17 protein-coding genes and 1 tRNA gene are annotated in these 23825 nt (G+C 65.1%); 7 read left to right on the forward strand and 11 right to left on the reverse strand.

The window, feature by feature from the left end:
• Positions 1-6 precede the first annotated feature (6 nt).
• Entirely contained in the window at positions 7-1788 is a 1782-nt protein-coding gene (locus AC6LJW_RS08410; RefSeq protein ID WP_498086953.1) for an IlvD/Edd family dehydratase, read from the forward strand.
• A 19-nt stretch (positions 1789-1807) separates the two neighbouring features.
• Here AC6LJW_RS08410 and AC6LJW_RS08415 read toward each other — a convergent pair whose 3' ends face one another.
• The 11 genes from AC6LJW_RS08415 to leuC form a co-directional block, all read right to left on the reverse strand.
• Positions 1808-2227: a YbaN family protein gene (locus AC6LJW_RS08415; protein ID WP_427985493.1), complete on the reverse strand. Its 420-nt coding sequence runs from the start codon at positions 2225-2227 to the stop codon at positions 1808-1810.
• A 64-nt stretch (positions 2228-2291) separates the two neighbouring features.
• Positions 2292-3005, reverse strand: coding sequence for a tetratricopeptide repeat protein (locus AC6LJW_RS08420; protein WP_427985491.1), 714 nt, complete (start codon positions 3003-3005; stop codon positions 2292-2294).
• A 155-nt stretch (positions 3006-3160) separates the two neighbouring features.
• Positions 3161-3237: transfer RNA gene (locus AC6LJW_RS08425), tRNA-Val, on the reverse strand.
• 153 nt (positions 3238-3390) lie between these two features.
• A complete protein-coding gene (locus tag AC6LJW_RS08430) occupies positions 3391-4056 on the reverse strand; it encodes a phosphoribosylanthranilate isomerase (RefSeq protein WP_498086962.1) in 666 nt (221 codons plus the stop codon).
• A 93-nt stretch (positions 4057-4149) separates the two neighbouring features.
• The gene (locus AC6LJW_RS08435; protein ID WP_498086954.1) at positions 4150-5247 is read right to left on the reverse strand and encodes a TRAP transporter substrate-binding protein; all 1098 of its coding nucleotides are present in this window, start codon (positions 5245-5247) and stop codon (positions 4150-4152) included.
• 52 nt (positions 5248-5299) lie between these two features.
• Positions 5300-6109, reverse strand: coding sequence for a tRNA pseudouridine(38-40) synthase TruA (truA, locus tag AC6LJW_RS08440; RefSeq protein ID WP_498086955.1), 810 nt, complete (start codon positions 6107-6109; stop codon positions 5300-5302).
• 3 nt (positions 6110-6112) lie between these two features.
• A complete protein-coding gene (locus AC6LJW_RS08445; RefSeq protein WP_498086956.1) occupies positions 6113-8164 on the reverse strand; it encodes a FimV/HubP family polar landmark protein in 2052 nt (683 codons plus the stop codon).
• 327 nt (positions 8165-8491) lie between these two features.
• Positions 8492-9622 (reverse strand): aspartate-semialdehyde dehydrogenase, encoded by a 1131-nt coding sequence (asd, locus tag AC6LJW_RS08450; protein WP_056569575.1) that lies wholly within the window; start codon positions 9620-9622, stop codon positions 8492-8494.
• Positions 9623-9900: 278 nt separating this feature from the next.
• On the reverse strand, positions 9901-10977 hold the full coding sequence (leuB, locus tag AC6LJW_RS08455; protein ID WP_427984110.1) for a 3-isopropylmalate dehydrogenase: 1077 nt from the start codon (positions 10975-10977) through the stop codon (positions 9901-9903).
• Positions 10978-11006: 29 nt separating this feature from the next.
• Positions 11007-11657, reverse strand: a complete 651-nt coding sequence (gene leuD, locus AC6LJW_RS08460) for a 3-isopropylmalate dehydratase small subunit (protein WP_056569570.1) — start codon at positions 11655-11657, stop codon at positions 11007-11009.
• A 23-nt stretch (positions 11658-11680) separates the two neighbouring features.
• Positions 11681-13084, reverse strand: coding sequence for a 3-isopropylmalate dehydratase large subunit (leuC, locus tag AC6LJW_RS08465; RefSeq protein ID WP_498086957.1), 1404 nt, complete (start codon positions 13082-13084; stop codon positions 11681-11683).
• A 530-nt stretch (positions 13085-13614) separates the two neighbouring features.
• Between leuC and AC6LJW_RS08470 the strand changes: the two genes are divergently transcribed.
• From AC6LJW_RS08470 to AC6LJW_RS08495, 6 genes are all read left to right on the forward strand, one after another.
• On the forward strand, positions 13615-15120 hold the full coding sequence (locus AC6LJW_RS08470) for a TolC family outer membrane protein (protein WP_498086958.1): 1506 nt from the start codon (positions 13615-13617) through the stop codon (positions 15118-15120).
• Between the two features lie 25 nt (positions 15121-15145).
• Positions 15146-15358, forward strand: coding sequence for a hypothetical protein (locus AC6LJW_RS08475; protein WP_056569559.1), 213 nt, complete (start codon positions 15146-15148; stop codon positions 15356-15358).
• Positions 15342-17507 carry a type I secretion system permease/ATPase gene (locus tag AC6LJW_RS08480; protein WP_056569556.1) on the forward strand — a complete coding sequence of 722 codons (2166 nt, stop codon included), beginning with the start codon at positions 15342-15344 and terminating at the stop codon, positions 17505-17507. The genes AC6LJW_RS08475 and AC6LJW_RS08480 overlap by 17 nt, the downstream gene beginning before the upstream one ends.
• Positions 17508-17514: 7 nt before the next feature.
• On the forward strand, positions 17515-18936 hold the full coding sequence (locus AC6LJW_RS08485; protein ID WP_498086959.1) for an HlyD family type I secretion periplasmic adaptor subunit: 1422 nt from the start codon (positions 17515-17517) through the stop codon (positions 18934-18936).
• Between the two features lie 19 nt (positions 18937-18955).
• Positions 18956-19612, forward strand: a complete 657-nt coding sequence (locus tag AC6LJW_RS08490) for a response regulator transcription factor (RefSeq protein ID WP_498086960.1) — start codon at positions 18956-18958, stop codon at positions 19610-19612.
• Positions 19613-19696: 84 nt separating this feature from the next.
• A partial coding sequence (locus tag AC6LJW_RS08495; RefSeq protein ID WP_498086961.1) for a retention module-containing protein occupies positions 19697-23825 on the forward strand: 4129 nt, incomplete at its 3' end.

A 23825-nucleotide genomic window follows, 5' to 3' on the forward strand; every position in this document is an offset into this window, starting at 1 on the left:
ACAGCCATGTCCCAGACACCCCGCCGACTGCGCAGCCAGAAATGGTTCGACGATCCCTCGCACGCCGACATGACGGCGATCTACGTCGAGCGCTATCTCAATTACGGCCTGACGCGCCAGGAACTGCAATCGGGACGGCCGATCATCGGCATCGCACAGACGGGCAGCGACCTGGCGCCCTGCAATCGCCATCATCTGGCGCTGGCCGAGCGCATCAAGGCAGGCATCCGGGACGCCGGCGGCATTCCGATGGAGTTCCCGGTGCACCCGCTGGCCGAACAGGGCCGGCGGCCCACCGCGGCGCTGGACCGCAATCTGGCGTATCTGGGGCTGGTGGAAATCCTGCACGGCTATCCGCTGGATGGCGTGGTGCTGACCACGGGCTGCGACAAGACCACGCCCGCATGCCTGATGGCCGCGGCCACCGTGGACATCCCGGCTATCGTGCTATCCGGTGGGCCCATGTTGGATGGCTGGCATGAGGGGCAGCGCGTGGGATCGGGCACCGTCATCTGGCACGCACGCAACCTGATGGCCGCGGGCAAGCTGGACTACGAAGGCTTCATGACCCTGGCCACGGCATCGTCGCCGTCAATTGGCCACTGCAACACCATGGGCACCGCCCTTTCCATGAATTCGCTGGCCGAAGCGCTGGGCATGTCGCTGCCCACCTGTGCCAGCATTCCCGCACCGTATCGCGAGCGCGGCCAGATGGCCTATGCCACCGGCATGCGCATCTGCGACATGGTGCGCGAGGACCTGCGGCCGTCGCACATCATGACGCGGCAGGCGTTCGAGAACGCCATCGTCGTCGCCTCGGCGCTGGGCGCGTCCAGCAACTGCCCGCCCCACCTGATCGCGATTGCGCGCCACATGGGCGTCGACCTGAGCCTGGACGACTGGCAGCGGCTGGGCGAAGACGTGCCGCTGCTGGTCAACTGCGTGCCGGCAGGCGAATACCTGGGCGAAGGCTTTCACCGCGCGGGCGGCGTGCCGGCCGTGCTGCACGAACTGCTGGCGGCGGGCCGTCTGCATCCTGACTGCGGGACCGTGTCCGGCAAGACCATCGGCGACATCGCCGCGGCGTCGAAGACGCACGATGCGCAGGTGATCCGAAGCTGCGGCACGCCGCTCAAGCACCGCGCCGGCTTCATCGTGCTGTCGGGCAACTTCTTTGACAGCGCCATCATCAAGATGTCGGTCGTGGGCGAGGCGTTCCGCCGCGCGTACCTGTCGGAGCCCGGCTCGGAAAACGCCTTCGACGCGCGCGCCATCGTGTTCGAAGGCCCTGAGGATTATCACGCCCGCATTGAAGACCCGGCCCTCAACATCGACGAACACTGCATCCTGGTCATCCGCGGCGCGGGCACCGTGGGATACCCCGGCAGCGCGGAAGTCGTGAACATGGCGCCGCCGGCGCACCTCATCAAGCGCGGCATCGACTCGTTGCCCTGCATGGGCGACGGCCGCCAGAGCGGCACGTCGGCCAGCCCTTCCATCCTGAACATGTCGCCGGAAGCCGCGGTTGGCGGCGGGCTTGCCCTCCTGCGCACGGGCGACCGGATCCGCGTGGACCTGAACCAGCGTTCGGTCATCTTGCAGGTCGACGAATCAGAACTGGAACGGCGCCGCCAGGAACCGGCGTACGAAGCGCCGCCGTCGCAGACGCCTTGGCAGGAGCTCTACCGGCAGACCGTGGGACAACTATCCACGGGCGGATGCCTGGAGGCGGCGACGCTGTATTTAAAGGTGGTGGAGACGCGCGGGGATCCGCGGCATTCGCATTGAAGGGTGCGGCGGGTGCGGGCTATTTACGCGTAGGCGTGTCGGCCGGGCCGGTGGCCTGGCCATTGCCCCCGCCATCGGCATGCGGGCTGGGCCGGCTGAGCACGTAGGCCGCGCTGGCCAAGAAGAAGATGCCCACGCCGATGGCCAGCAATGGCGACGGATTCGCGCTCCAGTAAAACAGCACATAGCCCGCGGCCATGCCCAGGCTGGCGTACGTCTTGCCCTTGCGCGACACCGCGCCCTGTTCACGCCAGGCGCGCAGCGACGGACCGTAGGTGGGGCTGTCCAGCAACCATTTCTCGAGCCGGGGCGACGAGCGCGAAAAGCAGCCAACCGCCAGGATCAGGAAGATCGTCGTCGGCATCACCGGCAGAAAGGCGCCAATGACGCCCAGCGCCAGCATCAGGCAGCCCAGGCATAACCAAAGTGCTCTCATCATGATGGTGTGCAGGATATCGCAAATGGGCTGACGGGGAGCCGGCCGGTTTCCTGCGCCGCGCCGCTCACGATGCCGCGGGCTCCGGCATCCTGGCGCGCAGCATCCTGACAAATTCCGCATCGGGGCTGCCTCCCGCGGCGCGCGATTTGTGAACCATGGCCCACGCCTCGCCATACTGGCCGCGCCAATAATAGGCCGTGGCCCACGAGGCATACAGGTAGCCCTTGTCGGGCTCGACGGCCTCGCCCTTGCGGTACCACTCATCGGAACGCGTCGTGGCGGCAATGCGCGCCTCGGGCGGCAACGTCTTGTCCTCGGCCGCGCAACGCGCCGCAATTCGGCCCGCGTCCGCATGGATGCCGCGAAACGCCGGCGGATTCAGGCTGATCGCGCGGTCCATCATGCTCATCGCCTGGCAGATCTTGCGCTGGCTTTCCAGGACGACCGCAAACCCCGCGTATACCTCGGGGTTGTCGGGATTGAGCAGCCAGGCCTGATTGAAACGCCGCATGGCGGACCCGGGCTGGTCTTCACGAAAAAGGCGATAGCCCTCTTCGACCCGCGCCTGCGCCGCCGCCGATGACGAACCAAACGTCTTCACGGCCTCGGCAGCCTGCTGCTCATCACTCGCACGCAACGCAGCCGCCGCGCGGCGATCACCGCCGGCATACATCGGCGCCTCGGCGCTGGCCGATTGCGCCGGCGCTGGCATCTTGATTACGCAGCCGGGCAACCACAGCAACTGAGCCAGAATGAACGCCTTCAACGTGAATTGCATGGGCGGGCTTTGAATTGAGAAAGAGGGAATATACCTGCGTGGGTATTGAGGCAAGAACGCGCGCCGAAAAGCAAAAAGCCGCGAAGTCATAAGACTTACGCGGCTTTTCAGGTCTGTGTCCGACTAGCTCTATCGAACACACCTTTGCAGGAATTTGGTAGGCGGTATTGGAATCGAACCAACGACCTCCACGATGTCAACGTGGCGCTCTAACCAGCTGAGCTAACCGCCTGCAAAGAAGAAGAATTATATAGTGCTTTTTTAAACTGTGCAAATCGTCTTGAATGATTTTTTGCGGTGTTTATTGCGTTTCCAGGTATTCAACATTTGCCTTGCGGCTTTGCCAAACTGCCCTTTCCACACGCGCATTAAATGCGCTACAGCACTACTTCTTTTCCTTCAATTTCGTGTCTGCGTCATGTGCCGCAGCAACGAAGAACGAGATTCTATCAGAACTTTTTATTCCTTGCTCGACTTCGACGCCACTACTCACATCAACCGCCCACGGCCGCACCGACTCAATGGCCGCGCCCACGTTTTCCGCATTCAATCCGCCGGACAGGATCAACGGTCGGGACATGGGATCGGCACGCACATCGTTCAGCAACGCGTAGTCGAACCCATGCCCGCTGCCGCCGTAACCGGCGCTGTAGCTGTCGAACAACCATCCCGCCGCCTGGCCGTACGCGCGGCAAGTGGTGGCGAGGTTTTCCGCCGTCTCCAGACCGGGCGCCCCGGCACGAAACGCGCGCAGGTGGCGATGCCCGTAGCGCGCGCATTCCAGCGGCGTTTCGTCGCCATGAAATTGCAGCAGGTCGGGGCCGACTTCGCCGAGCACGGTGCGGATTTGTTCCTCTTGCGCATTCACGAAAAGCGCGACGACGTCGACAAACGCCGGCACCCCGCGGCGCAACTGCGCAGCGCGCGTGGGCGTGAGGCAGCGCTTGCTCTTGGGATAGAAGACAAAGCCGATCGCATCGGCGCCGGCTGAAACGGCGGCTTCAATATCTTCTTCGCGGGTCAGCCCGCAGATCTTTATGCGTGTACGCATGGCATATTCTGGAAGTGTCGCCCCGCGGCGACGGGCTGGGTCAGTATATCCGTCCGCGCAAGGGGCCCGCGTCACAGACCCGAGTCTGAAACCCTATCCGCCGCGCGCGCCCAGCGTCGCCACCATGTTGTCGAAGCTGCCCTCGGCCATGCGGAACCAGGGGACCTGTGTGTTGCGGAAAGCCAGCATGCTGTCGTAGAGCTTCTTGAACGTCGCGTCGTTGGCGCTCAATTCATTGCAGGCCGCCAGCGTGGCGTCATGCGCGGCTTGCAGCACCGGCCGCGGATACGCCTTCAATTGGGCGCCCTGCGACGCCAAGCGGCGCAACGCGTCCGGATTGTTGGCGTCAAACGTGGCGATCATGTCGTTGCACGCAGCGGCGCAGGCCAAAGATAGTGCGGTCTGATAGGACTTGGGCAGTTCGCCATAGGCGTCCTGATTCACGTACAGCGACAACTGCTGCGTGCCGGCCCACCAGCCCGGAAAGTAGTAGTTCCGCGCGACCTCGAACAACGCGAACCGTTCGTCGTCGAACGGACCGATCGTGGCCGCCCCATCCACCAGACCTTGCGCCAGCGCGGCATGCACCTCGCCGGCGGGAATGTCGACGGGCGTCGCGCCCAGTCGCGACAGAATGTGGCCGGTAAAGCCGTCCGCCGCCACCTTCAGGCCGCGCAGGTCATCAACGGTCTTGATTTCGCCACGAAACCACCCGCCCATCTGGGCGCCGGTATAGCCGCACGGAAAGTTCAGGATGCCGAATTTGGCGAAGGCCTCCCGCGTCAGCGTCAGGCCCTCACCTTTACGCATCCAGGCGTTCATCTGGCGCGTGTTCAGACCAAACGGCACGCCGCCGTCAAAGCAAAGCGCGGGATCGGTACCGAAGTACCGGGCCGACGCCGCATGGCCGCATTCGACAATGCGGTGCTGAACCGCCTCCAGCGCCTGCCCCGGCTGGAACAACTGGCCGGCCGGAAAGACTTCAATGTTGAAGCGCCCCTCCGTGACCTCGGCCACATAACGCGCGACGTCGGCAGCCCCCGCGAACAGCGCGGCCGCGTCGGCCGAAAAATCCGAAGCCAGCCGCCATGTCAGGTTGGGCGCATCCTGCGCAATGGCGGGAGCCGCCAGCACGGCGCTGCCGGCGGCGGCGCCCAGGGCGGTCTGCTTCAGAAACGCGCGGCGTTGCATGGCGCATGCCTCCAGAAAGGCTCGGGTTTCCGCCGGCTGCGCGGCGGCTTCCCTAATAGGATTGAGTAAAGGGCGCCAGCAGCGACGCCCCGCCGTCGAGTTCGCGTAGCCCGAAGACCTCGGGATAGTCGATGGCGGCAAGGTACAGGCCGTCCGGCGCAAAGGTGGGCGCGCCGCGTTTACGGTCGCGCCACGCCAGAAGCTGCGTCATCCAGTCCACCGACTCCCTGCCCTGCCCGACCTGCAGCAGCGCGCCCATGATGTTGCGCACCATGTGATGCAGAAACGCGTTTGCCTTCAGCGTGAAGACGAGGAACGGCCCGCGCTCTTCGATCTCGAGGCTGTGCATGTGCCGCACCGGATGCTTGGCCTGGCATTGCGAGGAACGGAAGCTGGAAAAATCATGCTCGCCGACCAGCGCCTTTGCGGCCTCGCGCATGGCGTCCACATCCAGCGGCTGAAAACACCAGCCCGCACGTCCCGCCCACAGCGCCGGACGCACCCGGCCTCGCCAGAGCAGATAGACGTAGGTGCGAGCGCGCGCCGAAAAGCGCGCGTGGAATTCGTCGGAGACTTCCTCGGCCCATTGGACCGAAATGCTGGGCGGCAGAAACGCATTGACGCCACGCACCCAGGATTCCGTCTTGCGGCTCAGCGCGGTGTCCAGATGGACCACCTGCATCGCGCCATGCACACCGGTGTCGGTGCGCCCGGCGCAGATCGTGGACACCGGCTCGGCGACGCCACAGAAACTGGCCAGGGCGGACTCCAGCGAGTCCTGCACCGTTTGCCGGTGCGGCTGTGTCTGCCAACCCTGCCAGGCGGAGCCGTCATACGCCAGCCCCAATGCAACTCTAGACATGCTTCAAACCCGAGGACCGCCGATACGGCGCGGTTCGTCCGTGGGCGGTACGTCCAGGTCGAGATTGATGGTGTCGAGCTTGCGGTTCAGCGCTGCCGTATCCAGCGCCGGCTCGTTGTACGTGTAGTTGTCCTCGTCATCGTCGTCGCGCCGCGCGCCAGCCCGGCGCAATAGCCAGGCGATGGCGAAGGCGACCAGCGCCAGCACCGCGGTAACGATCACGAGAAGATTGTCGGCCAGCCAGCCGGGCATGCCCGTTTGCACGGTTTTATCCGGAAGCGTGCCGACGGGCTTGTCGGCGTCCGCAGGCGTGGAACCCGTCGCGCCGGGGGTGCCTGCTGCGTTGGAGGAACTTGCTGCGTTGGGGGTACTTGCTGCGCCCGGCGTGCCTGCTGTGCCCGGCGTGCCTGCTGTGCCCGGCGTGCCTGCTGTGCCCGGCGTGCCTGCTGCGCCCTGCGTGCCTGCTGCGCCCGAAGTGCCTGCTGCGCCCGGCGTGCCTGCTGCGCCCGGCGTGCCTGCTGCACCCGGCGTGCCTGCTGCACCCGGCGTGCCTGCTGCGCCCGGCGTGCCTGCTGCACCCGGCGTGCCTGCTGCACCCGGCGTGCCTGCTGCACCCGGCGTGCCTGCTGTGCCCGGCGTGCCTGCTGTGCCCGGCGTGCCTGCTGCACCCGGCGTGCCTGCTGCACCCGGCGTGCCTGCTGTGCCCGGCGTGCCTGCTGTGCCCGGCGTGCCTGCTGCGCCCGGCGTGCCTGCTGCGCCCGGCATGCCTGCTGCGCCCGAAGTACCTGCTGCGCCCGAAGTGCCTGCTGCACCCGGCGTCCCAGTTGCACCCGAAGTGCCTGCAGCACCCGAAGCACCTGCCGAGCCCGAAGCACCTGCCGAGCCCGGAGCACCTGCCGAACCCGGCGCACCTGCCGAACCCGGGGCACCTGCCGTACCCGAACCGCCTGCTGCCCCCGAAGCACCCGTCGCACCTGCTGCACCGGCAGCACCCGGCGCACCAGCCCCGGCCGCGCCAGACTGTTGCGCAACAGCCTTGGTCAATTCGTCCACATTGCTTTGAAGCCGGTTAACGCGCCCTTGCGTGTCCGCCAGCGCACGGTCGGCGGACGTCTTGGCATCTGCCTGCGCCTCGGCCTGCGCGGCTGCGCTGTCCTGGACCTCGCCGGTCGACAGGCGCACCCGGTCTTGCGTCGGCGCGGCGGTGGCGACACCGGTATCGGCCGGCGGGGCGACCGTGCCGGAGGCGGCGTCCTGCCCCTTGACCACCGAGGGATTCGACCCCGCCGCGGCCCCCACGCGGCCGCGGTACTTGGCATAGGCCTCGGCATGCTCGTTGAAGATGCGGCGGGCTTCGGCCGGATCGATGGCGCGCACCGTGGCGGCGTCCGGAATCTTGAGCGTCTGGCCGGAACGCACCAGATTCATGTTGTTCTGAATGAAGGCCTGCGGATTGGCGCGCCACAGCGCGACCAGCATCTGATAGACCGACGCGTTGGGCACCGCATTGCGCTGGGCAATGGCAAACAGATAGTCGCCCGACTTCACCGTTACCGTGCCCGACGTGCCGCCCGTACGGCCTGGGGCGCCGACGGCGGCGGGCGTGACATCGGCGCTGGTGCCGCGCAGCGGCACCAGGATGCTGACCTGCACCTGCCGCTGTCCCGAGCTGGAATTGATGTCGAGCAGCAGATCCACGGCCCCGCCCGCCGGCGCCTGCGTGGACCGCACCCGCAGATTCTTGCGCGTCGGGTCTATCCCGTCTTCAACGCGAACCACCATGCTGGCAAGCGGCACCGGCGGCTTGACGCCCGCGCGCTGCCAGGCGGCTTCGTCGGCAATGGAAACCTTGAGTGAACTGATTTCTTCGGGCGTCAATTCCTGCAGACCAACGGTCGCCTGCAGCGGCGCGCCCGGTACGGAAACGACGCGCGAATGCCCGACGCGCATGGCCAGCGCCGAACCGCAGACGCTTGAGCCGATCGCCAGCGCAATTGCCCACTGAAGGGCTTTCAAACGGCGGGCATGCTTCACGTGGCGCGAACGCTGGGTCATAAGCTGGAATTCCGTTCTTGTAATCGAATTACGGGCCTGGGCCCATTCGCGCCATTTGCAGCGCAAAAAAGTGCCTCAATTCACCCGAAAAGTGTAATGGATCGAGCGCATTTCACAAACCTGAACGGGGCGCGAACGTTGGCCGGCGGGCACACGCGGCGCCTTTTTCGGACAGGACGCGCGCCGCGCGCAACCGCGCTGCGCCACGATGGTGCGCCCCGGCCTTCCCCACCGGCCCACTGCGCGCCAAAAAACAAGGGCACCCGAAGGTGCCCTGACTGCATCGTTGCGTGAAACGGGCGGCTGAAACACCAGCCCGTCCTGGCATCAGGCTTCGTTAAGCGCAATGCGCAGCATGCGGCGCAGCGGCTCGGCCGCGCCCCACAGCAGTTGGTCGCCCACCGTAAAGGCGCCCAGGTATTGCGAACCCATCGACAGCTTGCGCAGGCGGCCCACCGGGATGTCCAGCGTGCCGGTGACAGCCACGGGCGTCAGCGCGGAAACGGTGGCTTCCTTGGTGTTGGGAACAACCTTGGCCCACTGCGTGCCCTGCGCGATGAGGGCTTCGATCTCGTCCAGCGGCACGTCGCGCTTGAGCTTGATGGTCAGCGCCTGGCTGTGGCAGCGCATGGCGCCGATGCGAACGCACAGACCGTCGATCGGGGTCGGCGCCGTGCCGAAGGCAGCGCCGCGGCCCAGGATCTTGTTGGTTTCGACTTCGCCCTTCCATTCTTCCTTGGACATCCCGTTGCCCAGGTCCTTGTCGATCCAGGGAATCAGGTTGCCGCCGAGCGGCACGCCAAAGTGTTCGTGGGGCAGCGCAGCGTCCTTTTGCTTGGCCAGCACGCCGCGGTCGATTTCCAGGATGGCCGAGGCCGGGTCGTCCAGCAGGGACTTGACCGACTGGTTGATCTCGCCGAACTGGGTCAGCAGTTCACGCATGTGCTGCGCGCCGCCGCCGGACGCGGCCTGGTAGGTCATGGAGGTCATCCATTCCACCAGGTCGTTGTTGAACAGGCCGGCCAGACCCATCAGCATGCAGCTCACGGTGCAATTGCCGCCGATGAAGTTGCGCACGCCGCGCTTCAGGGCCGCGTCGATCACCGGGCGGTTGACCGGGTCCAGCACGATGATGGCGTCGTCGGCCATGCGCAGGGTGCTGGCCGCGTCGATCCAGATGCCGTTCCAGCCCGCGCCGCGCAGCTTGGGATAGACCTCGGACGTGTAGTCGCCGCCTTGCGCCGTCACGATGATCGGCAGTTTTTTCAGAGCGTCAATGTTGTAGGCGTCTTGCAGCGGACCTGCGCCCGTCGCCCACGTGGGCGCGGCGCCGCCAGCGTTGCTGGTGGAGAAAAACACCGGTTCGATCAGTGCGAAGTCGTTCTCGTCGCGCATGCGTTGCATGAGCACCGAGCCGACCATACCGCGCCAGCCGACAAGGCCTACTGCTTGATTCATTTCAATCGCTCTTTAAAGGGGGTGGCAAGATAGGGAGGGGAAATTTCGTGCAATTCAACAATTTATCAGAATGCACGCAGGGATGTTGCACCGCAGCTGGAAAAAAACGGGGCCGCAAGCGTGGGAGGTCAAATCCGGCGCATGGCGGCAACATCGATGAACGATCCCCAAAACAGAGGGGCCACCCGCCGGGCGGCCCCTCTGTATATATACCGCTGCACGCTTGTAACTCTGCACGCGGCAAACAGGACCGCCTCACAGCGGTCCAGCGCAGGGGATCAGGCCAGGGCCTTCAGGACGGCGTCGCCCATGCCTGCGGTGCTGACCTTCGTCGTGCCGGGTTCGAAGATGTCGGCGGTGCGCAGGCCGCTGGCCAGCACGCTGCGCACCGCCGCTTCGATGCGGTCCGCCTGCGGCGCCAGGTTCAGCGAGTAGCGCAGCAGCATGGCGGCCGACAGGATCGTTGCCAGCGGATTGGCGATGCCCTGCCCCGCGATGTCCGGCGCCGAGCCGTGGCTGGGCTCGTACAGGCCCTGGCCGCCGGCGTTCAGCGACGCCGAGGGCAGCATGCCGATGGAACCCGTCAGCATGGCCGCTTCATCGGAAAGAATGTCGCCGAACAGGTTGCCCGTGACGATGACGTCGAATTGGCGCGGGTTGCGCACCAGCTGCATGGCCGCGTTGTCGACATACATGTGCGACAGCTCGACATCCGGGTACTCGCGCGCCACCTCGATCACGATGTCGCGCCAGAACTGCGAGGTCTCGAGCACGTTGGCCTTGTCGACGCTGCACAGCTTCTTGTTGCGCTTCTGCGCCGATTCGAAGCCGATGCGCGCGATGCGGCGCACTTCGGATTCGGCATAGCGCATGGTGTCGTAGCCTTCGCGCTCGCCGGTAAAGGCGCCGTCCGGCGACGAACGCACGCCGCGCGGCGTGCCGAAATAGATGTCGCCGGTAAGTTCGCGGATGATCAGGATGTCCAGGCCCGACACGATCTCGGGCTTGAGCGACGACGCGCTGGCCAGTTCCGGATACAGAATGGCCGGACGCAGGTTGGCGAACAGGCCCAGCGCCTTGCGCAGGCCCAGAATGGCTTGTTCCGGACGGAACTCGCGCGGCAGGGTGTCGTACTTCCAGTCGCCGACCGCGCCGAACAGCACGGCGTGCGATTCCTTGGCCAGGTTCAGCGTGGCGGGCGGCAGCGGATGTTCGAACTGGTCGAACGCCGCGCCGCCGACGGGGGCCTGCTTGATATCGAAGGGCACATCCAGCGCCTTCAGGACGCGCACGGCCTGTTCGACGATTTCCGGGCCAATGCCGTCACCCGGCAAGACTGCGATGTTGTGGGTCATTGAATAGCGATCCTGTGACGATGGTTTGATCAGGCGATGGGGCGGCTTTCCAGCCACGGATGACGGGCCAGGCGCTCGGCCTCGAAGGCGCGGATCTTGTCCGAATGGCGCAGCGTCAGACCGATGTCGTCGAAGCCGTTCAGCAGGCAATACTTGCGGAAGGGTTCGATGTCAAAACCCATGGCGCGGCCGTCCGCGGCGATCACGACCTGGCGGTCGAGGTCGATGTTCAGCTTGTAGTTCGGGAACGCCTTCACTTCGTCGAACAGGCGCGCCACTTCCAGCTCGGACAGCACGATCGGCAAGAGGCCGTTCTTGAAGCTGTTGTTGAAGAAGATGTCGGCGTACGACGGCGCGATGATGGCGCGGAAACCGAACTGCGTCAGCGCCCAGGGCGCGTGCTCGCGACTGGAGCCGCAACCGAAGTTCTTGCGCGCCAGGAGGACCGAGGCGCCCTGGTAGCGCGGCTGGTTCAGCACGAAATCCGGATTGAGCGGACGCTTGCTGTTGTCCATGCCCGGTTCGCCATGATCCAGATAGCGCAGCTCGTCGAACAGGTTGGGGCCGAAGCCCGTGCGCTTGATGGACTTGAGGAACTGCTTGGGGATGATGAGGTCCGTGTCGACGTTTTCGCGGTCGAGCGGCGCCACCAGGCCTTCGTGAGAGGTAAATGCTTGCATGATGTCTACTCGGTGCTTGTCGCTTAACGGAACGTGCGGACGTCGACGAAATGGCCGGCGACGGCCGCGGCGGCGGCCATGGCCGGGCTGACCAGGTGAGTGCGTCCGCCCTGCCCTTGCCGGCCCTCGAAATTGCGGTTCGAGGTCGAGGCGCAGCGTTCGCCGGGTTCGAGGCGGTCGGCGTTCATGGCCAGGCACATCGAACAGCCCGGTTCGCGCCATTCAAAGCCAGCTTCGATGAAGATCTTGTCCAGACCTTCGCGTTCGGCCTGCTGCTTGACCAGGCCCGAGCCCGGCACGACCATGGCCTGGCGCACATTGGACGCCACGCGCTTGCCGCGCGCCACAACAGCCGCGGCGCGCAGGTCTTCGATGCGCGAGTTCGTGCACGAACCGATGAACACGCGATCCACGCGGATGTCGGTCAGCGGAGTATTGGGCTTCAAGCCCATGTATTCCAGCGCACGCTCCATGCCGCTGCGGCGCACGTCGTCTTTTTCGCGGTCGGGATCCGGCACGCGGGAATCCACCGGCAGCACCATTTCCGGCGACGTGCCCCAGGTGACCTGCGGCTTGATGTCGCGCGCATTGACTTCAACCACGGTGTCGAACTTGGCGCCTTCGTCGGTGTGCAGGGTGCGCCAGTATTTGACGGCCTGATCCCAGACGACGCCGGTGGGCGCGAACGGGCGGCCGCGGAAGTATTCGACGGTCTTGTCGTCGACGGCAACCATGCCCGAACGGGCGCCGGCTTCGATCGCCATGTTGCAGACGGTCATGCGGCCTTCGACGGAGAGCGCGCGGATCGTGCTGCCGGCAAACTCGATGGCGTGGCCCGTGCCGCCGGCCGTGCCGATGATGCCGATGACGTGCAGCACGACGTCCTTGGCCGTACAGCCGAAGGGCAGTTCGCCGTCGACCTTGATGAGCATGCTCTTGGCTTTCTTCATGAGCAGCGTCTGCGTGGCCAGCACGTGCTCGACTTCGGACGTGCCGATGCCGAAGGCCAGCGCGCCCAGCGCGCCGTGCGTGCTGGTGTGCGAGTCGCCACAGACCACGGTCATGCCCGGCAGGGTGGCGCCCTGCTCCGGCCCGATGACGTGGACGATGCCCTGTCGCAGGTCGTTCATGCGGAATTCGGTGATGCCGTACTTGCCGCAGTTGGCGTCCAACGTGTCCACCTGCAGACGCGAGATCGGATCGTCGATGCCCTGGGCGCGGTTCATCGTGGGCACGTTGTGATCGGCCACCGCCAGGTTGGCGCCGGTGCGCCACGGCTTGCGGCCCGCAATCGTCAGCCCCTCGAATGCCTGCGGGCTGGTGACCTCGTGCAACAGGTGCCGGTCGATATAGAGCAGACAGGTGCCGTCTGATTCCTGGTGGACGATGTGGGCGTCCCAGAGTTTGTCGTAAAGGGTTTGGGGCATGGATGCGCTCTGCAAATAGACAATCCGGCTCGAGCCTGGCGCGGTGGGTAAAACGCTTCCCTGCCGCGCCGGCTGCTGCGGCATGAGAGGAATTATGCCCACCCACCAAACCTAGTACAAGCACACCTTATATACCAGTACTACCACTACCATGCTGCCCACCCCGCCGAGGGAATTTGGCGGGCTGTATCGACTTGTTGCATAACGAGTTAATCAGCTTGCGAATTACGTGATCGATACAAATCGGTAAACAAAATAGATACAGAACTCTCAAATAGATATAATCGCCTCGTGCTCCGAAAGCGTTCACTTCGAAATAATGCGTAATAATCCGTATTAATAGATATAAAGAACTTTCGGTAAAGCGATGTTCGTGCAAATTCGAAGAAGTAGTTAGATGTTGCGCGAAATTCACCTTATGGACCGCCAGTAACAATCCTCAAGACTTAACAAATCTTGACTCGCCAAAACTGACATTTACATACAACATGGCGGCCATTCAATCTCAACTTGACTCGCGAATAATCACTATGGCTTCGTTTTTGCTCAAAAGCACGACCTCGGTCCTTGCCCTTGCATTTGCTCCCGCCGTTTATGCACAGTCTGCGACGCCCGCCGCTGCCGCACCCGCCGGGCAACCGCAAGTGACGTTGAATCAGATCGTTGAGCAGACCCTGCTCAGCAATCCCGAAATCCAGGCCAAGTACCACGACTTCCAGGCTTCCCTGGAAGGCCAGGCCGTCGCCCGCGCTGCTTACTTCCCGCAGATCAATGCGCAGGGTTACCTGGGCCGCGAATGGCGCAACAACGTGCCCGGCGTCGGTTCGCAGAGCTGGAACCGTCCGGGCTGGAGCTTTGAGCTGCGCCAGCTGATTTTTGACGGTTTCCGCACCACCAACGACGTCAAGCAGGCCGGTTTCGACAAGCTGTCGCGCTTCTATGACGTGCTGGCCACTAGCGACAACACCGCGTTCACGGCCGTGCAGGCCTATATCGACCTGCAGCGCTACCGCGACATGGAGCTGCTGGCCCGTCAGAACTACTCGCTGCACGAAAGCACACTCAAGCAGATTGGCGAGCGCACGGAATCCGGCGTCGGCCGGCGCGTCGACCTGGAACAGGCCGGCGGCCGCCTGTCGCTGGCGCAGACCAACCTGATGACCGAAACGGCCAACCTGCTGGACGTGCAACAGCGCTTCCAGCGCGTGACCGGTGCCTTCCCGCCTGAAGCAATGCTGCCGGCGCCCGACATCACCGACAAGCTGCCCAAGGCGCCGGGCAACTTCAATGAATCGCTGCGCCGCAATCCCAGCTTCCTGTCCAAGCAAGCCGGCCTGCAGGCCGCTCAAGCGGGCGTACAGTCGTCCAAGGGCGCGTTTTCGCCGAAGTTTGAATTCGTCGCCAACTCGGGCCGTGACCAGAATGATCCGACCCCGCAAAGCCGCGATATCCAGAGCTCCAGCGTTCAGGTTGTGATGAGCTACAACCTCTATCGCGGCGGCGCGGACTCCGCCCGCGTGCGCCAGACCGCCGCCCAGTCCTACGCCGCCCGCGACATCCGCGACTACACCTGCCGCAACGTGCAGCAGGACTTGGCCGTGGCTTGGAACAACATCACCAGCCTGAGCCAGAAGCTGCCCTTCCTGCGTGATCACGAAGTGGCCACGACCAAGGTGCGTGATGCGTACGCGCAACAGTTCCAGATTGGCCAGCGCTCTCTGCTGGACCTGCTGGACACCGAAAATGAACTGTTCGAATCGCGCCGCGCACTGACCAATGCCATTTATGATCTGCGTCTTGCGCAGTACCGCTGGCTGGCCCTTTCCCACACCCTGCTGCCGGCGCTGTCGCTGCAGCCCGCGCGCAATGAGATGCCCGAGGAAAACGGCAAGCTGGAAGTGTCGGACGAAGTGATCAAGCTGTGCAATTCGACCGTTCCGGATACCGCCCGACTGGCTCCCGTGCGCGTGCATTACAACGAAGGCACCCTGCCCCCCACGCTGGTGCCGATGAACGCGCCTGCCGCCCGACCCTGATCGGAGCAGGCCGCAAGGAGGCCCAATGGCAAACAAGGGCAATGATTTCTCCCAGTTGGACGCGGACTTTGTCCGCGTCCTTGAAGACTTAATTGACGCGTTGATCGCCAATGGCACCTTGCGCATGACGGACCTGCCTGTCCAGGCCCAGCAAAAGCTCACCCAGCGCAAGCAGCAGCGTGCGCGCCTCTCGGAACACCTCGACCTGTTGGATGACGAAGATGGACAAGTTATCTGAGAAGGCCGCCCGGGATTGGCGTGCTGATGCCCGCGCCGCGCACGACGACCCGCTGCTCGATTGCCTGGTTGAAATCACCCGCCTGCACGGCGTGACGGCCACCGCGCAAGCCTTGTCGGCCGGCCTGCCGCTGGAAGAACACCGCCTCACGCCCGCCCTGCTGCCTCGGGCGGCCGCGCGGGCGCAGCTTTCCGCGCGTGTGGTCAAGCGTTCACTGGATGCCATCTCGCAGGATCTCCTGCCCGCCATCCTGCTGCTCAAGGGCGAACGCGCGTGCCTGCTGCTCAAGAAGGACGGCGGCAAATTCCTGGTCAGCCACCCCGAACTGGGCGGCAGCTCCATCGAAATGGAACCGGCCGAACTGGCTGAGCAGTACAGCGGGCTGGTGTGCTTCGTCCGCCCGCAATTCCGCTTTGACGCCCGCGCCCCGGAAGTCTCCAAGGTGCGCGAGCGCCACTGGTTCTGGGCGGCCATCATGGAGAACCGCCGGCTGTACCGCGACGCCCTTGTCGCGGCGCTGCTGATCAACGTGTTCGCCATGGCGATGCCGCTTTTCACCATGAACGTGTACGACCGCGTGGTGCCGAACAACGCCGTCGAAACGCTGTGGGTGCTGGCCATCGGCATCACGCTGGTGGTGATCTTCAACATGATTCTGAGCACGGCGCGGTCCCATGTGGTGGACAGCGCCAGCAAACGCGTGGACGTGCGCCTGTCCGCGCAGATCATGGAACGCGTGCTGGACCTGCGCCTGGAAGGCCGCCCGGTATCGGTCGGATCCTTCGCGGCCAACCTGCGCTCGTTCGAATCCATTCGCGACTTCATCGCATCGGCCACCATCACCACGCTGGTCGACCTGCCCTTCATCCTGCTGTTCCTGGCAGCCCTGGCCTGGATATCGCCGTGGATGATCCTGCCGCCGCTGGTCGCAATCGTACTGATCCTGCTGGTGTCGCTGGCCGCGCAGGCGCGCATGGAAGCGCTGACGATGGCCTCGTTCCAGGCCTCGTCGCAGCGCAACGCCACGCTCGTCGAAGCGCTGACCGGCCTGGAAGCCGTCAAGACGCTGAACGCCCAGGGCGCGATCCAGCGCAACTGGGAGCGCGCGACGGAATTCATCGCGCAGACGGGCGGCAAGCTCAAGCTGATCTCGTCCTCCACGGTCGGCTTCGTGCAGGCGGTCCAGCAGCTCGTGTCGATTTCAGTCGTGATCATCGGCGTGTATCTGGCCCAGGAATCGGCGCTGTCGATGGGCGGCATCATTGCCGCGTCCATGATCGCCGGCCGCTGCCTCGCGCCGCTGGGTCAGGTTGCGGGCCTGCTGATGCAATACCAGAACGCGCGCACGTCGCTGGGTTCCATCGACAACTACATGAAGATGCCGATCGAGCGCCCGGCCGAGGCCGAATTCCTGCATCGCCCCGTGTTCCACGGCGGCCTGGAATTCCGCGACGTGTCCTTCGCGTATCCCGGCAGCACGCAGCCGGTGCTCAAGAAGGTGTCGTTCAAGCTCAAGCCCGGCGAGAAAGTCGGCATCATCGGCCGCATCGGCTCGGGCAAGACGACGCTCGAGAAGCTGGCGCTGGCCCTGTATCAGCCCACGGAAGGCGCCGTGCTGCTGGACGGCGTGGATGTGCGCCAGATCGACCCGGCCGACGTGCGCCGGGCCATTGGCCACGTTCCCCAGGATCCCCTGCTCTTTTACGGCAGCCTCAAGCACAACCTGGCGATGGGCGCGCCCTATGCCGACGACGCCAGCATCCTGGCGGCGGCCAACATGGCCGGCGTGACCGAGTTCGCCAACCTGCATCCCAATGGTTTCGACATGATCATCGGCGAGCGCGGCGAATCGCTCTCCGGCGGCCAGCGCCAATCGGTGGCCGTGGCCCGCGCGCTGATCAACGATCCGCCGATCCTGCTGCTGGACGAGCCCAGCAGCAACATGGACCACCAGAGCGAGGCCCAGCTTCGCAAGCGCCTGGGCGAAGCCAGCGCAACCAAGACGATCCTGCTGGTCACGCACCGTACCGCGCTCCTTGAACTGGTCGACCGCCTCATCGTGATCGACAACGGCCATATCGTGGCCGACGGTCCGAAGGAACAAGTTGTCGAAGCCCTGCGTCAAGGACGCGTTGGACGCGGAAGCTGAGAAAACCATGCTGAACAATCCTGGAGCCCCCAAGCACGGTTTCTTTGGCAACCTGCTGCGCGCCCCGCGCAACCTCTTTGTATTTTTCTTCGATCGTCTGCTGGAAGGCGCCGACAAAGGCAAGCCCGCGCAGCGTTCCGACTACATCGGCAATGCCGAATGGGTCATTCACGAGGCCCAGGCCCGCGGCGCGCGCATCCTGCTGTGGACCTCGCTGCTGGCCACCCTGGGCCTGCTCATCTGGGCCGGCTTTGGCAGCATTGACGAAGTGGTCCGCGGCGAAGGCAAGGTCGTGCCGTCCCGCCAGGTGCAGATCATCCAGAGCCTGGACGGCGGCATCGTCGAGGAAATCCTGGTGCGTCCCGGCCAGGAAGTCGAGGCGGGTCAGGTCCTGCTGAAGATCGACTCCACCCGCTTCAATTCGTCGCTGGGCGAGAACAACGCCGAGTACCTGTCGCTGCTGGCCAAGGCGGCCCGCCTGAAGGCGCTGGCCACGGGCGAACCGTTCGTCACGCCCGAGGAAGTGCTCAAGCAGGCGCCCGGCCTGGGCGAGATGGAACGCAACGCCTTCCAGGCGCGCAACACCGAGCTCAATGCCACCGTCAACGTGGCCCGCGAACAGCTCAAGCAACGCCAGGAAGACCTGCGCGAAACCATCGCCAAGCGCGACCAGGCATCGGCAAGCTGCGGCCTGACCTCGCGCGAGCTGCAGGTGACCCGGCCGCTGCTCAAGAGCGGCGCCGTATCCGAGGTCGACCTCTTGCGCCTGCAGCGCGATGTGGCCCGCTATTGCGGCGAGCAGAAAGGCGCCGAGGCGCAGATCGACCGCTTCCAGGCGTCCATCAAGGAAGCCGAAAGCAAGATCCAGGAAGCCGAGCTGAACATCCGCAACCAGGCGCGCAGCGAGCTCTCGGAAACCAACACCAAGCTTGCGACGCTGCGCGAAGGCAAGGCCGCGCTGGTCGACCGGGTCAAGCTGGCCGAAGTGCGCGCCCCGGTGCGCGGCACCGTCAAGACGCTTTTCAACAACACGGTCGGCGGCGTGGTGCAGCCGGGCAAGGACATCATCGAGATCGTCCCCAAGGACGACACGCTGCTGCTTGAAGTGCGCATCCAGCCGCGCGACATCGGTTTCCTGCACGCGGACCAGAAGGCCGAAGTCAAGTTCACGGCCTACGACTTCGCGATCTACGGGGGCCTGGAAGGCCGCGTGGAACAGATCGGCGCGGACACCGTGACCGACGAGAAAGGCAATTCCTACTACGTCGTGCGCGTGCGCACCGACCGCAGCACGGTAGGCGACAAGCTGTTGCCCATCATCCCGGGGATGGTGGCGGAGGTTCATATCCTGACAGGCAAACGCACGGTGCTCCAGTACCTGCTCAAGCCCATTCTGCGGGCGAAGTCCAACGCCTTCACCGAACGTTAATGGAGAGCTTCAAGGCCTTATGAAACCCATTCCCGTCCTGTTGATTACGCATGACGACCTGCTCTGGCAGCACTGGCGCGCGCTTGACCCGGCACGTTGGATGGCTGCCCGCGGGCGAGGCCTGGCGGATCTGCAACGCTGGCGAGAACAAGGCCGCACGCTGGCAGTGCTGGATGCCGACGTGCCCAAGCTTCCTTCCTGGCATGATCCGTCCTGGGCGCCGACGCTGGCCGGCCTGCATATCGTGGTCGCCAGCGCCAGCCCCAACGACGAGCAAGGCACACAGGCGCTGGGCGCTGGCGCGCACGGCTACTGCCACAGCTATGCGCAGCCGGCCGCAATGGCGCAGGCCCTGGAAGTCGTCGCCTCCGGCGGCATATGGATGGGACGCTCCCTGGTGTCCCGCCTGCTCAAGCTTGTAACCGAGCGCGCGCAGGACGCCCACGCCTGGGACGGCGGCCGGCTCACCGAACGCGAAATCACCGTTGCTCGCTACGCCGCCAGCGGCCAGGCCAACGCCCAGATCGCCGAGGCGCTGGGCATCACGGAGCGCACGGTCAAGGCGCATCTGTCGGCGGTTTTCGACAAGCTCGGCGTCACCGACCGCCTGCAGCTTGCCCTGCTGGTTCACGGCATTTCCGCACCCACCGACGCGCGCAGCAAAATCACTGCGTAAACCTGTCCTCAAGGACAATATCCGCCGCCATCGGCGACCCGTAGTATCTGGCCATCTTGGATAACTCCCTGAAACGGAACCAACATGGCCAACTCCTCTCCCGCAGTCGTCAACGAAATCTCCGGTCGCGCGTGGATACGCAATAGCGACGGTTCCCTGACCGAACTGCATCAAGGCAGCAAAGTCCCCGCCGGCAGCGACATCGTCACTGCCTCGGGCGCCACGGTTTCGCTTCAGGTCGAAAACGGCATGCCGATCGTCATCGGCGAAGGCCGCGAAGTCGCGGTCAACGGCGACATGACCGGCCCGCTGGCCGATCCCACCGAAGCTGCCGTCGCACCGCCCTCGGGCACCGATTCCGACCGCCTGCTGGCCGCCCTGCAAGCCGGCCGCGACCCGTTCGATGAGTTGGATCCCACGGCCGCGGTCGTGGCCGGCGGCGGCGAAGCCGGCGGCAGCAGCTTCGTGCGCCTGGCCCGCATCCTGGAAACCACCAGCCCGCTGGACCTGGCCTACCCGAACCCGGCGCGTGGCGACGCCGTGCTGACCCGCGTGTCGGGCGCCGCCCTGACCGGCGACGACGGCGACGCCGCCGCCACGCCCACGACGCCCACCACGCCCGCCAACAACGCGCCCAATGCGCTCAACGATGCCGGCGCCGGCAACCAGGGCGCGCAAGTGCGCGGCAACCTGCTCGCCAACGACTCCGATCCCGACGGCGATCCGCTGGCCATCACCTCGATCAACGGCCGTCCGATGATTCCGGGCGGCATTTCGGTGCTGGGCTCCACGGGCGGCACCTTCGTCGTCCAGCCCGACGGCAGCTACGTCTTCACCCCGGGCGGCCAATACGACCACCTGGCCGTCGGCGAAACCGCCACCAGCACCATTTCCTACACCATCACCGACCCGAGCGGCGCGACGTCCACCGCCACCGTCGTCGTGACCATCACCGGCACCAACGATGGCCCGGTCTCGTCCGCGCTGACCAACCAGACCGGCGTCGATGCCCAGACCGACGTGCGCTACGACGTCTCGGACCGCTTCTCCGATCCCGACACCAGCGACAAGCTGACCTACTCGGCCACCGGCCTGCCGCCCGGCCTGACCATCGACCCCAACACCGGCATCATCACTGGCACGATCGATCACTCCGCCTCGCAAGGCGGCGCCAACGGCGTGTACACCGTGGTCGTGACCGCCAAGGACCCGTCCGGCGCGTCGACCTCGCAGGAATTCAAGTGGGACGTGACCAACCCGGCCCCGACCGCCGTCAACGATAGCGGCACGACCGACGAAGACACGTCGCTCAACGTCAACGCGCAGAACGGCGTGCTGGCCAACGACAAGGATCCTGACGGCGACACGCTGACCGTGTCGCAAGTGAACGGCAATGCGGCCAACGTGGGTACGGCAATCACCGGCTCGAACGGCGGCACCTTCACGCTGAACGCCGATGGTTCGTACAGCTTCAACCCGGGTTCGGCATTCCAGAACCTGGGCGTCGGCCAGACCGCCACCAGCTCGATCAGCTACACCGTCTCCGACGGCCAAGGCGGCACGTCGACGGCCACCCTGACGGTCACCGTCACGGGCTCCAACGACGCCCCGACGCTGACGCCGGAAGTCACGTTGGCCGACCAAGCCGCCAACGATAGCGACGCCATCACCCCGGTCGACGTTTCCGGCCAGTTCCGCGACGTCGACAACGGCGATGTGCTGACCTACTCGGCCACTGGCCTGCCGCCCGGCCTGACCATCGATCCGGCCACCGGCATCATCTCCGGCACGCTGGACAAGTCGGCTTCGCAAGGCGGCGACCACGGCGTCTACTCGGTCACCGTCACGGCCACCGACAAGAGCGGCGCCTCGGTGTCGCAAGACTTCTCGTGGGACGTCAAGAACCCGGCCCCGACAGCCGACAACGACCAGGGCGAAACCAACGAAGACACGGCGCTGAACGTCAGCGCCGATAACGGCGTGCTGGCCAACGACGTGGATCCGGACGGCGACGCGCTGCACGTCTCGCTGGTCAACGGCCAGGCGGCCAATGTCGGCACAGCTGTTGCCGGCCTGGGCGGCGGCACCTTCACGCTGAACGCGGACGGTTCCTACAGCTTCAATCCCGGCGCCGACTTCCAGAACCTGGCCGCCGGCGAACGCGCCACCAGCTCGATCACCTATACGGTGTCGGACGGCGAAGGCGGCACCAGCACCGCCACGCTGACGGTTGCCATTTTCGGCACGAACGATGCCCCCACGGCCACGCCCCTGGACAACCAGAGCAGCATGGACGGCGACACCGTCAACTACAACATCGCCGGCTTCTTCAGCGACGTGGACAACGGCGACGTGCTGTCGTACACGGCCGACTTCCTGCCTGACGGCCTGACCTTCGACGGCACGACCGGCACGTTCTCCGGCACGATCACGCACTGGGTCTCCGATCACACCAACATGGGTGTGAAGGGCGAATACCGCATCAATGTGACGGCCACCGACAAGTCGGGCGCCACGGTCACCCAGAGCTTCATCTGGAAGGTGGGCAACCCCGCGCCGGTCGCCGCTGACGACAGCAACGCCACCACCGAAGACCACGTGCTGGTGGTCGACCATCGCGCCGAAGGCGTGCTGGGCAACGATAGCGATCCGGACGGCGACGCCATTCACGTCTCGCACGTCAACGGCAACACCGCGGGCGTGGGCTCGGCCGTGACCGGTTCCAATGGCGGCACGTTCACGCTGAACGCCGACGGCACTTACACGTTCAACCCGGGTACCGCTTTCCAGCATCTCGGTGCGAACCAGTCGGCCACCACTTCGATCACGTACACGGTGTCCGACTTCCAGGGCGCCACGAGCACGGCGACGCTGACGATCACGATCACCGGCACTAACGACACCCCGATCCTGACCCCGGGCGTCACGCTTGACGATCAATCCGGTAACGACGGCCAGGCCATCACGCCGGTCGACATCTCCGGTCAATTCTCGGATGTGGATACCGGTGATGTGCTGACGTACTCGGCCACTGGTCTGCCGCCCGGTCTGACCATCGATCCCAAGACCGGCATCATCTCCGGCACTTTGGACAAGTCGGCTTCGCAAGGCGGCAATGAAGGCGTCTACGCTGTCACCATCACCGCGACCGACAAGTCCGGCGCCTCGGTGTCGCAAGACTTCTCGTGGGATGTGAAGAACCCGGCTCCCACGGCCGTCAACGACACGGACAGCACCAGCCAAGGCGTCAGCCTCACCGCCGATGCCGCGCATGGCGTGCTGGCCAACGACACCGATCCGGATGGCGACACGCTGCAGGTTTCGGCCGTCAACGGCCAAGCCGGCAACGTGGGCGCAGCGATCACCGGTTCCAACGGTGGCACCTTCACGCTGAACGCTGACGGTTCGTACTCGTTCAATCCTGGTTCGGCCTTTAACAACCTGGGCGCGAATCAAACCGCGACCAGCTCGATCACCTATACCGTCTCCGATGGCGAAGGCGGCACGTCGACCGCGACCTTGACGGTCACGATCACGGGCACTAACGACACCCCGATCCTGACCCCGGGCGTCACGCTTGACGATCAATCCGGTAACGACGGCCAGGCCATCACCCCGGTCGACATCTCCGGTCAGTTCTCGGATGTGGATACCGGCGACGTACTGACGTACTCGGCCACCGGCCTGCCCCCCGGCCTGACCATCGATCCGAAGACCGGCATCATCTCCGGCACGCTCGACAAGTCGGCCTCGCAAGGCGGCAATGAAGGCGTCTACGCCGTCACCATCACGGCGACCGACAAGTCCGGCGCCTCGGTGTCGCAAGACTTCTCGTGGGACGTCAAGAACCCGGCCCCGACGGCCGTCAACGACACGGACAGCACCAACCAAGGCGTCAACCTTACTGCTGATGCCGCGCACGGCGTGCTGGCTAACGACACCGATCCGGACGGCGACACGCTGCAGGTTTCGGCCGTCAACGGCCAAGCCGGCAACGTGGGCGCAGCGATCACCGGTTCCAACGGTGGCACCTTCACGTTGAACGCTGACGGTTCGTACTCGTTCAATCCTGGTTCGGCCTTTAACAACCTGGGCGCAAACCAGACGGCTACGTCGTCGATCACCTACACCGTCTCCGATGGCGAAGGTGGTACGTCGACCGCAACCCTGACGGTCACGATCACCGGCACCAACGACACCCCGATCCTGACCC

Source organism: Achromobacter sp. 1012554356 (genome assembly GCF_059760815.1).

Bases quoted from the DNA above. Each gene is read 5' to 3' on its own strand.
- AC6LJW_RS08410 (WP_498086953.1), top strand. From the start codon at position 7: ATGTCCCAGACACCCCGCCGACTGCGCAGCCAGAAATGGTTCGACGAT.
- AC6LJW_RS08415 (WP_427985493.1), bottom strand. From the start codon at position 2,227: ATGATGAGAGCACTTTGGTTATGCCTGGGCTGCCTGATGCTGGCGCTG.
- AC6LJW_RS08420 (WP_427985491.1), bottom strand. From the start codon at position 3,005: ATGCAATTCACGTTGAAGGCGTTCATTCTGGCTCAGTTGCTGTGGTTG.
- AC6LJW_RS08430 (WP_498086962.1), bottom strand. From the start codon at position 4,056: ATGCGTACACGCATAAAGATCTGCGGGCTGACCCGCGAAGAAGATATT.
- AC6LJW_RS08435 (WP_498086954.1), bottom strand. From the start codon at position 5,247: ATGCAACGCCGCGCGTTTCTGAAGCAGACCGCCCTGGGCGCCGCCGCC.
- truA (WP_498086955.1), bottom strand. From the start codon at position 6,109: ATGTCTAGAGTTGCATTGGGGCTGGCGTATGACGGCTCCGCCTGGCAG.
- AC6LJW_RS08445 (WP_498086956.1), bottom strand. From the start codon at position 8,164: ATGACCCAGCGTTCGCGCCACGTGAAGCATGCCCGCCGTTTGAAAGCC.
- asd (WP_056569575.1), bottom strand. From the start codon at position 9,622: ATGAATCAAGCAGTAGGCCTTGTCGGCTGGCGCGGTATGGTCGGCTCG.
- leuB (WP_427984110.1), bottom strand. From the start codon at position 10,977: ATGACCCACAACATCGCAGTCTTGCCGGGTGACGGCATTGGCCCGGAA.
- leuD (WP_056569570.1), bottom strand. From the start codon at position 11,657: ATGCAAGCATTTACCTCTCACGAAGGCCTGGTGGCGCCGCTCGACCGC.
- leuC (WP_498086957.1), bottom strand. From the start codon at position 13,084: ATGCCCCAAACCCTTTACGACAAACTCTGGGACGCCCACATCGTCCAC.
- AC6LJW_RS08470 (WP_498086958.1), top strand. From the start codon at position 13,615: ATGGCTTCGTTTTTGCTCAAAAGCACGACCTCGGTCCTTGCCCTTGCA.
- AC6LJW_RS08475 (WP_056569559.1), top strand. From the start codon at position 15,146: ATGGCAAACAAGGGCAATGATTTCTCCCAGTTGGACGCGGACTTTGTC.
- AC6LJW_RS08480 (WP_056569556.1), top strand. From the start codon at position 15,342: ATGGACAAGTTATCTGAGAAGGCCGCCCGGGATTGGCGTGCTGATGCC.
- AC6LJW_RS08485 (WP_498086959.1), top strand. From the start codon at position 17,515: ATGCTGAACAATCCTGGAGCCCCCAAGCACGGTTTCTTTGGCAACCTG.
- AC6LJW_RS08490 (WP_498086960.1), top strand. From the start codon at position 18,956: ATGAAACCCATTCCCGTCCTGTTGATTACGCATGACGACCTGCTCTGG.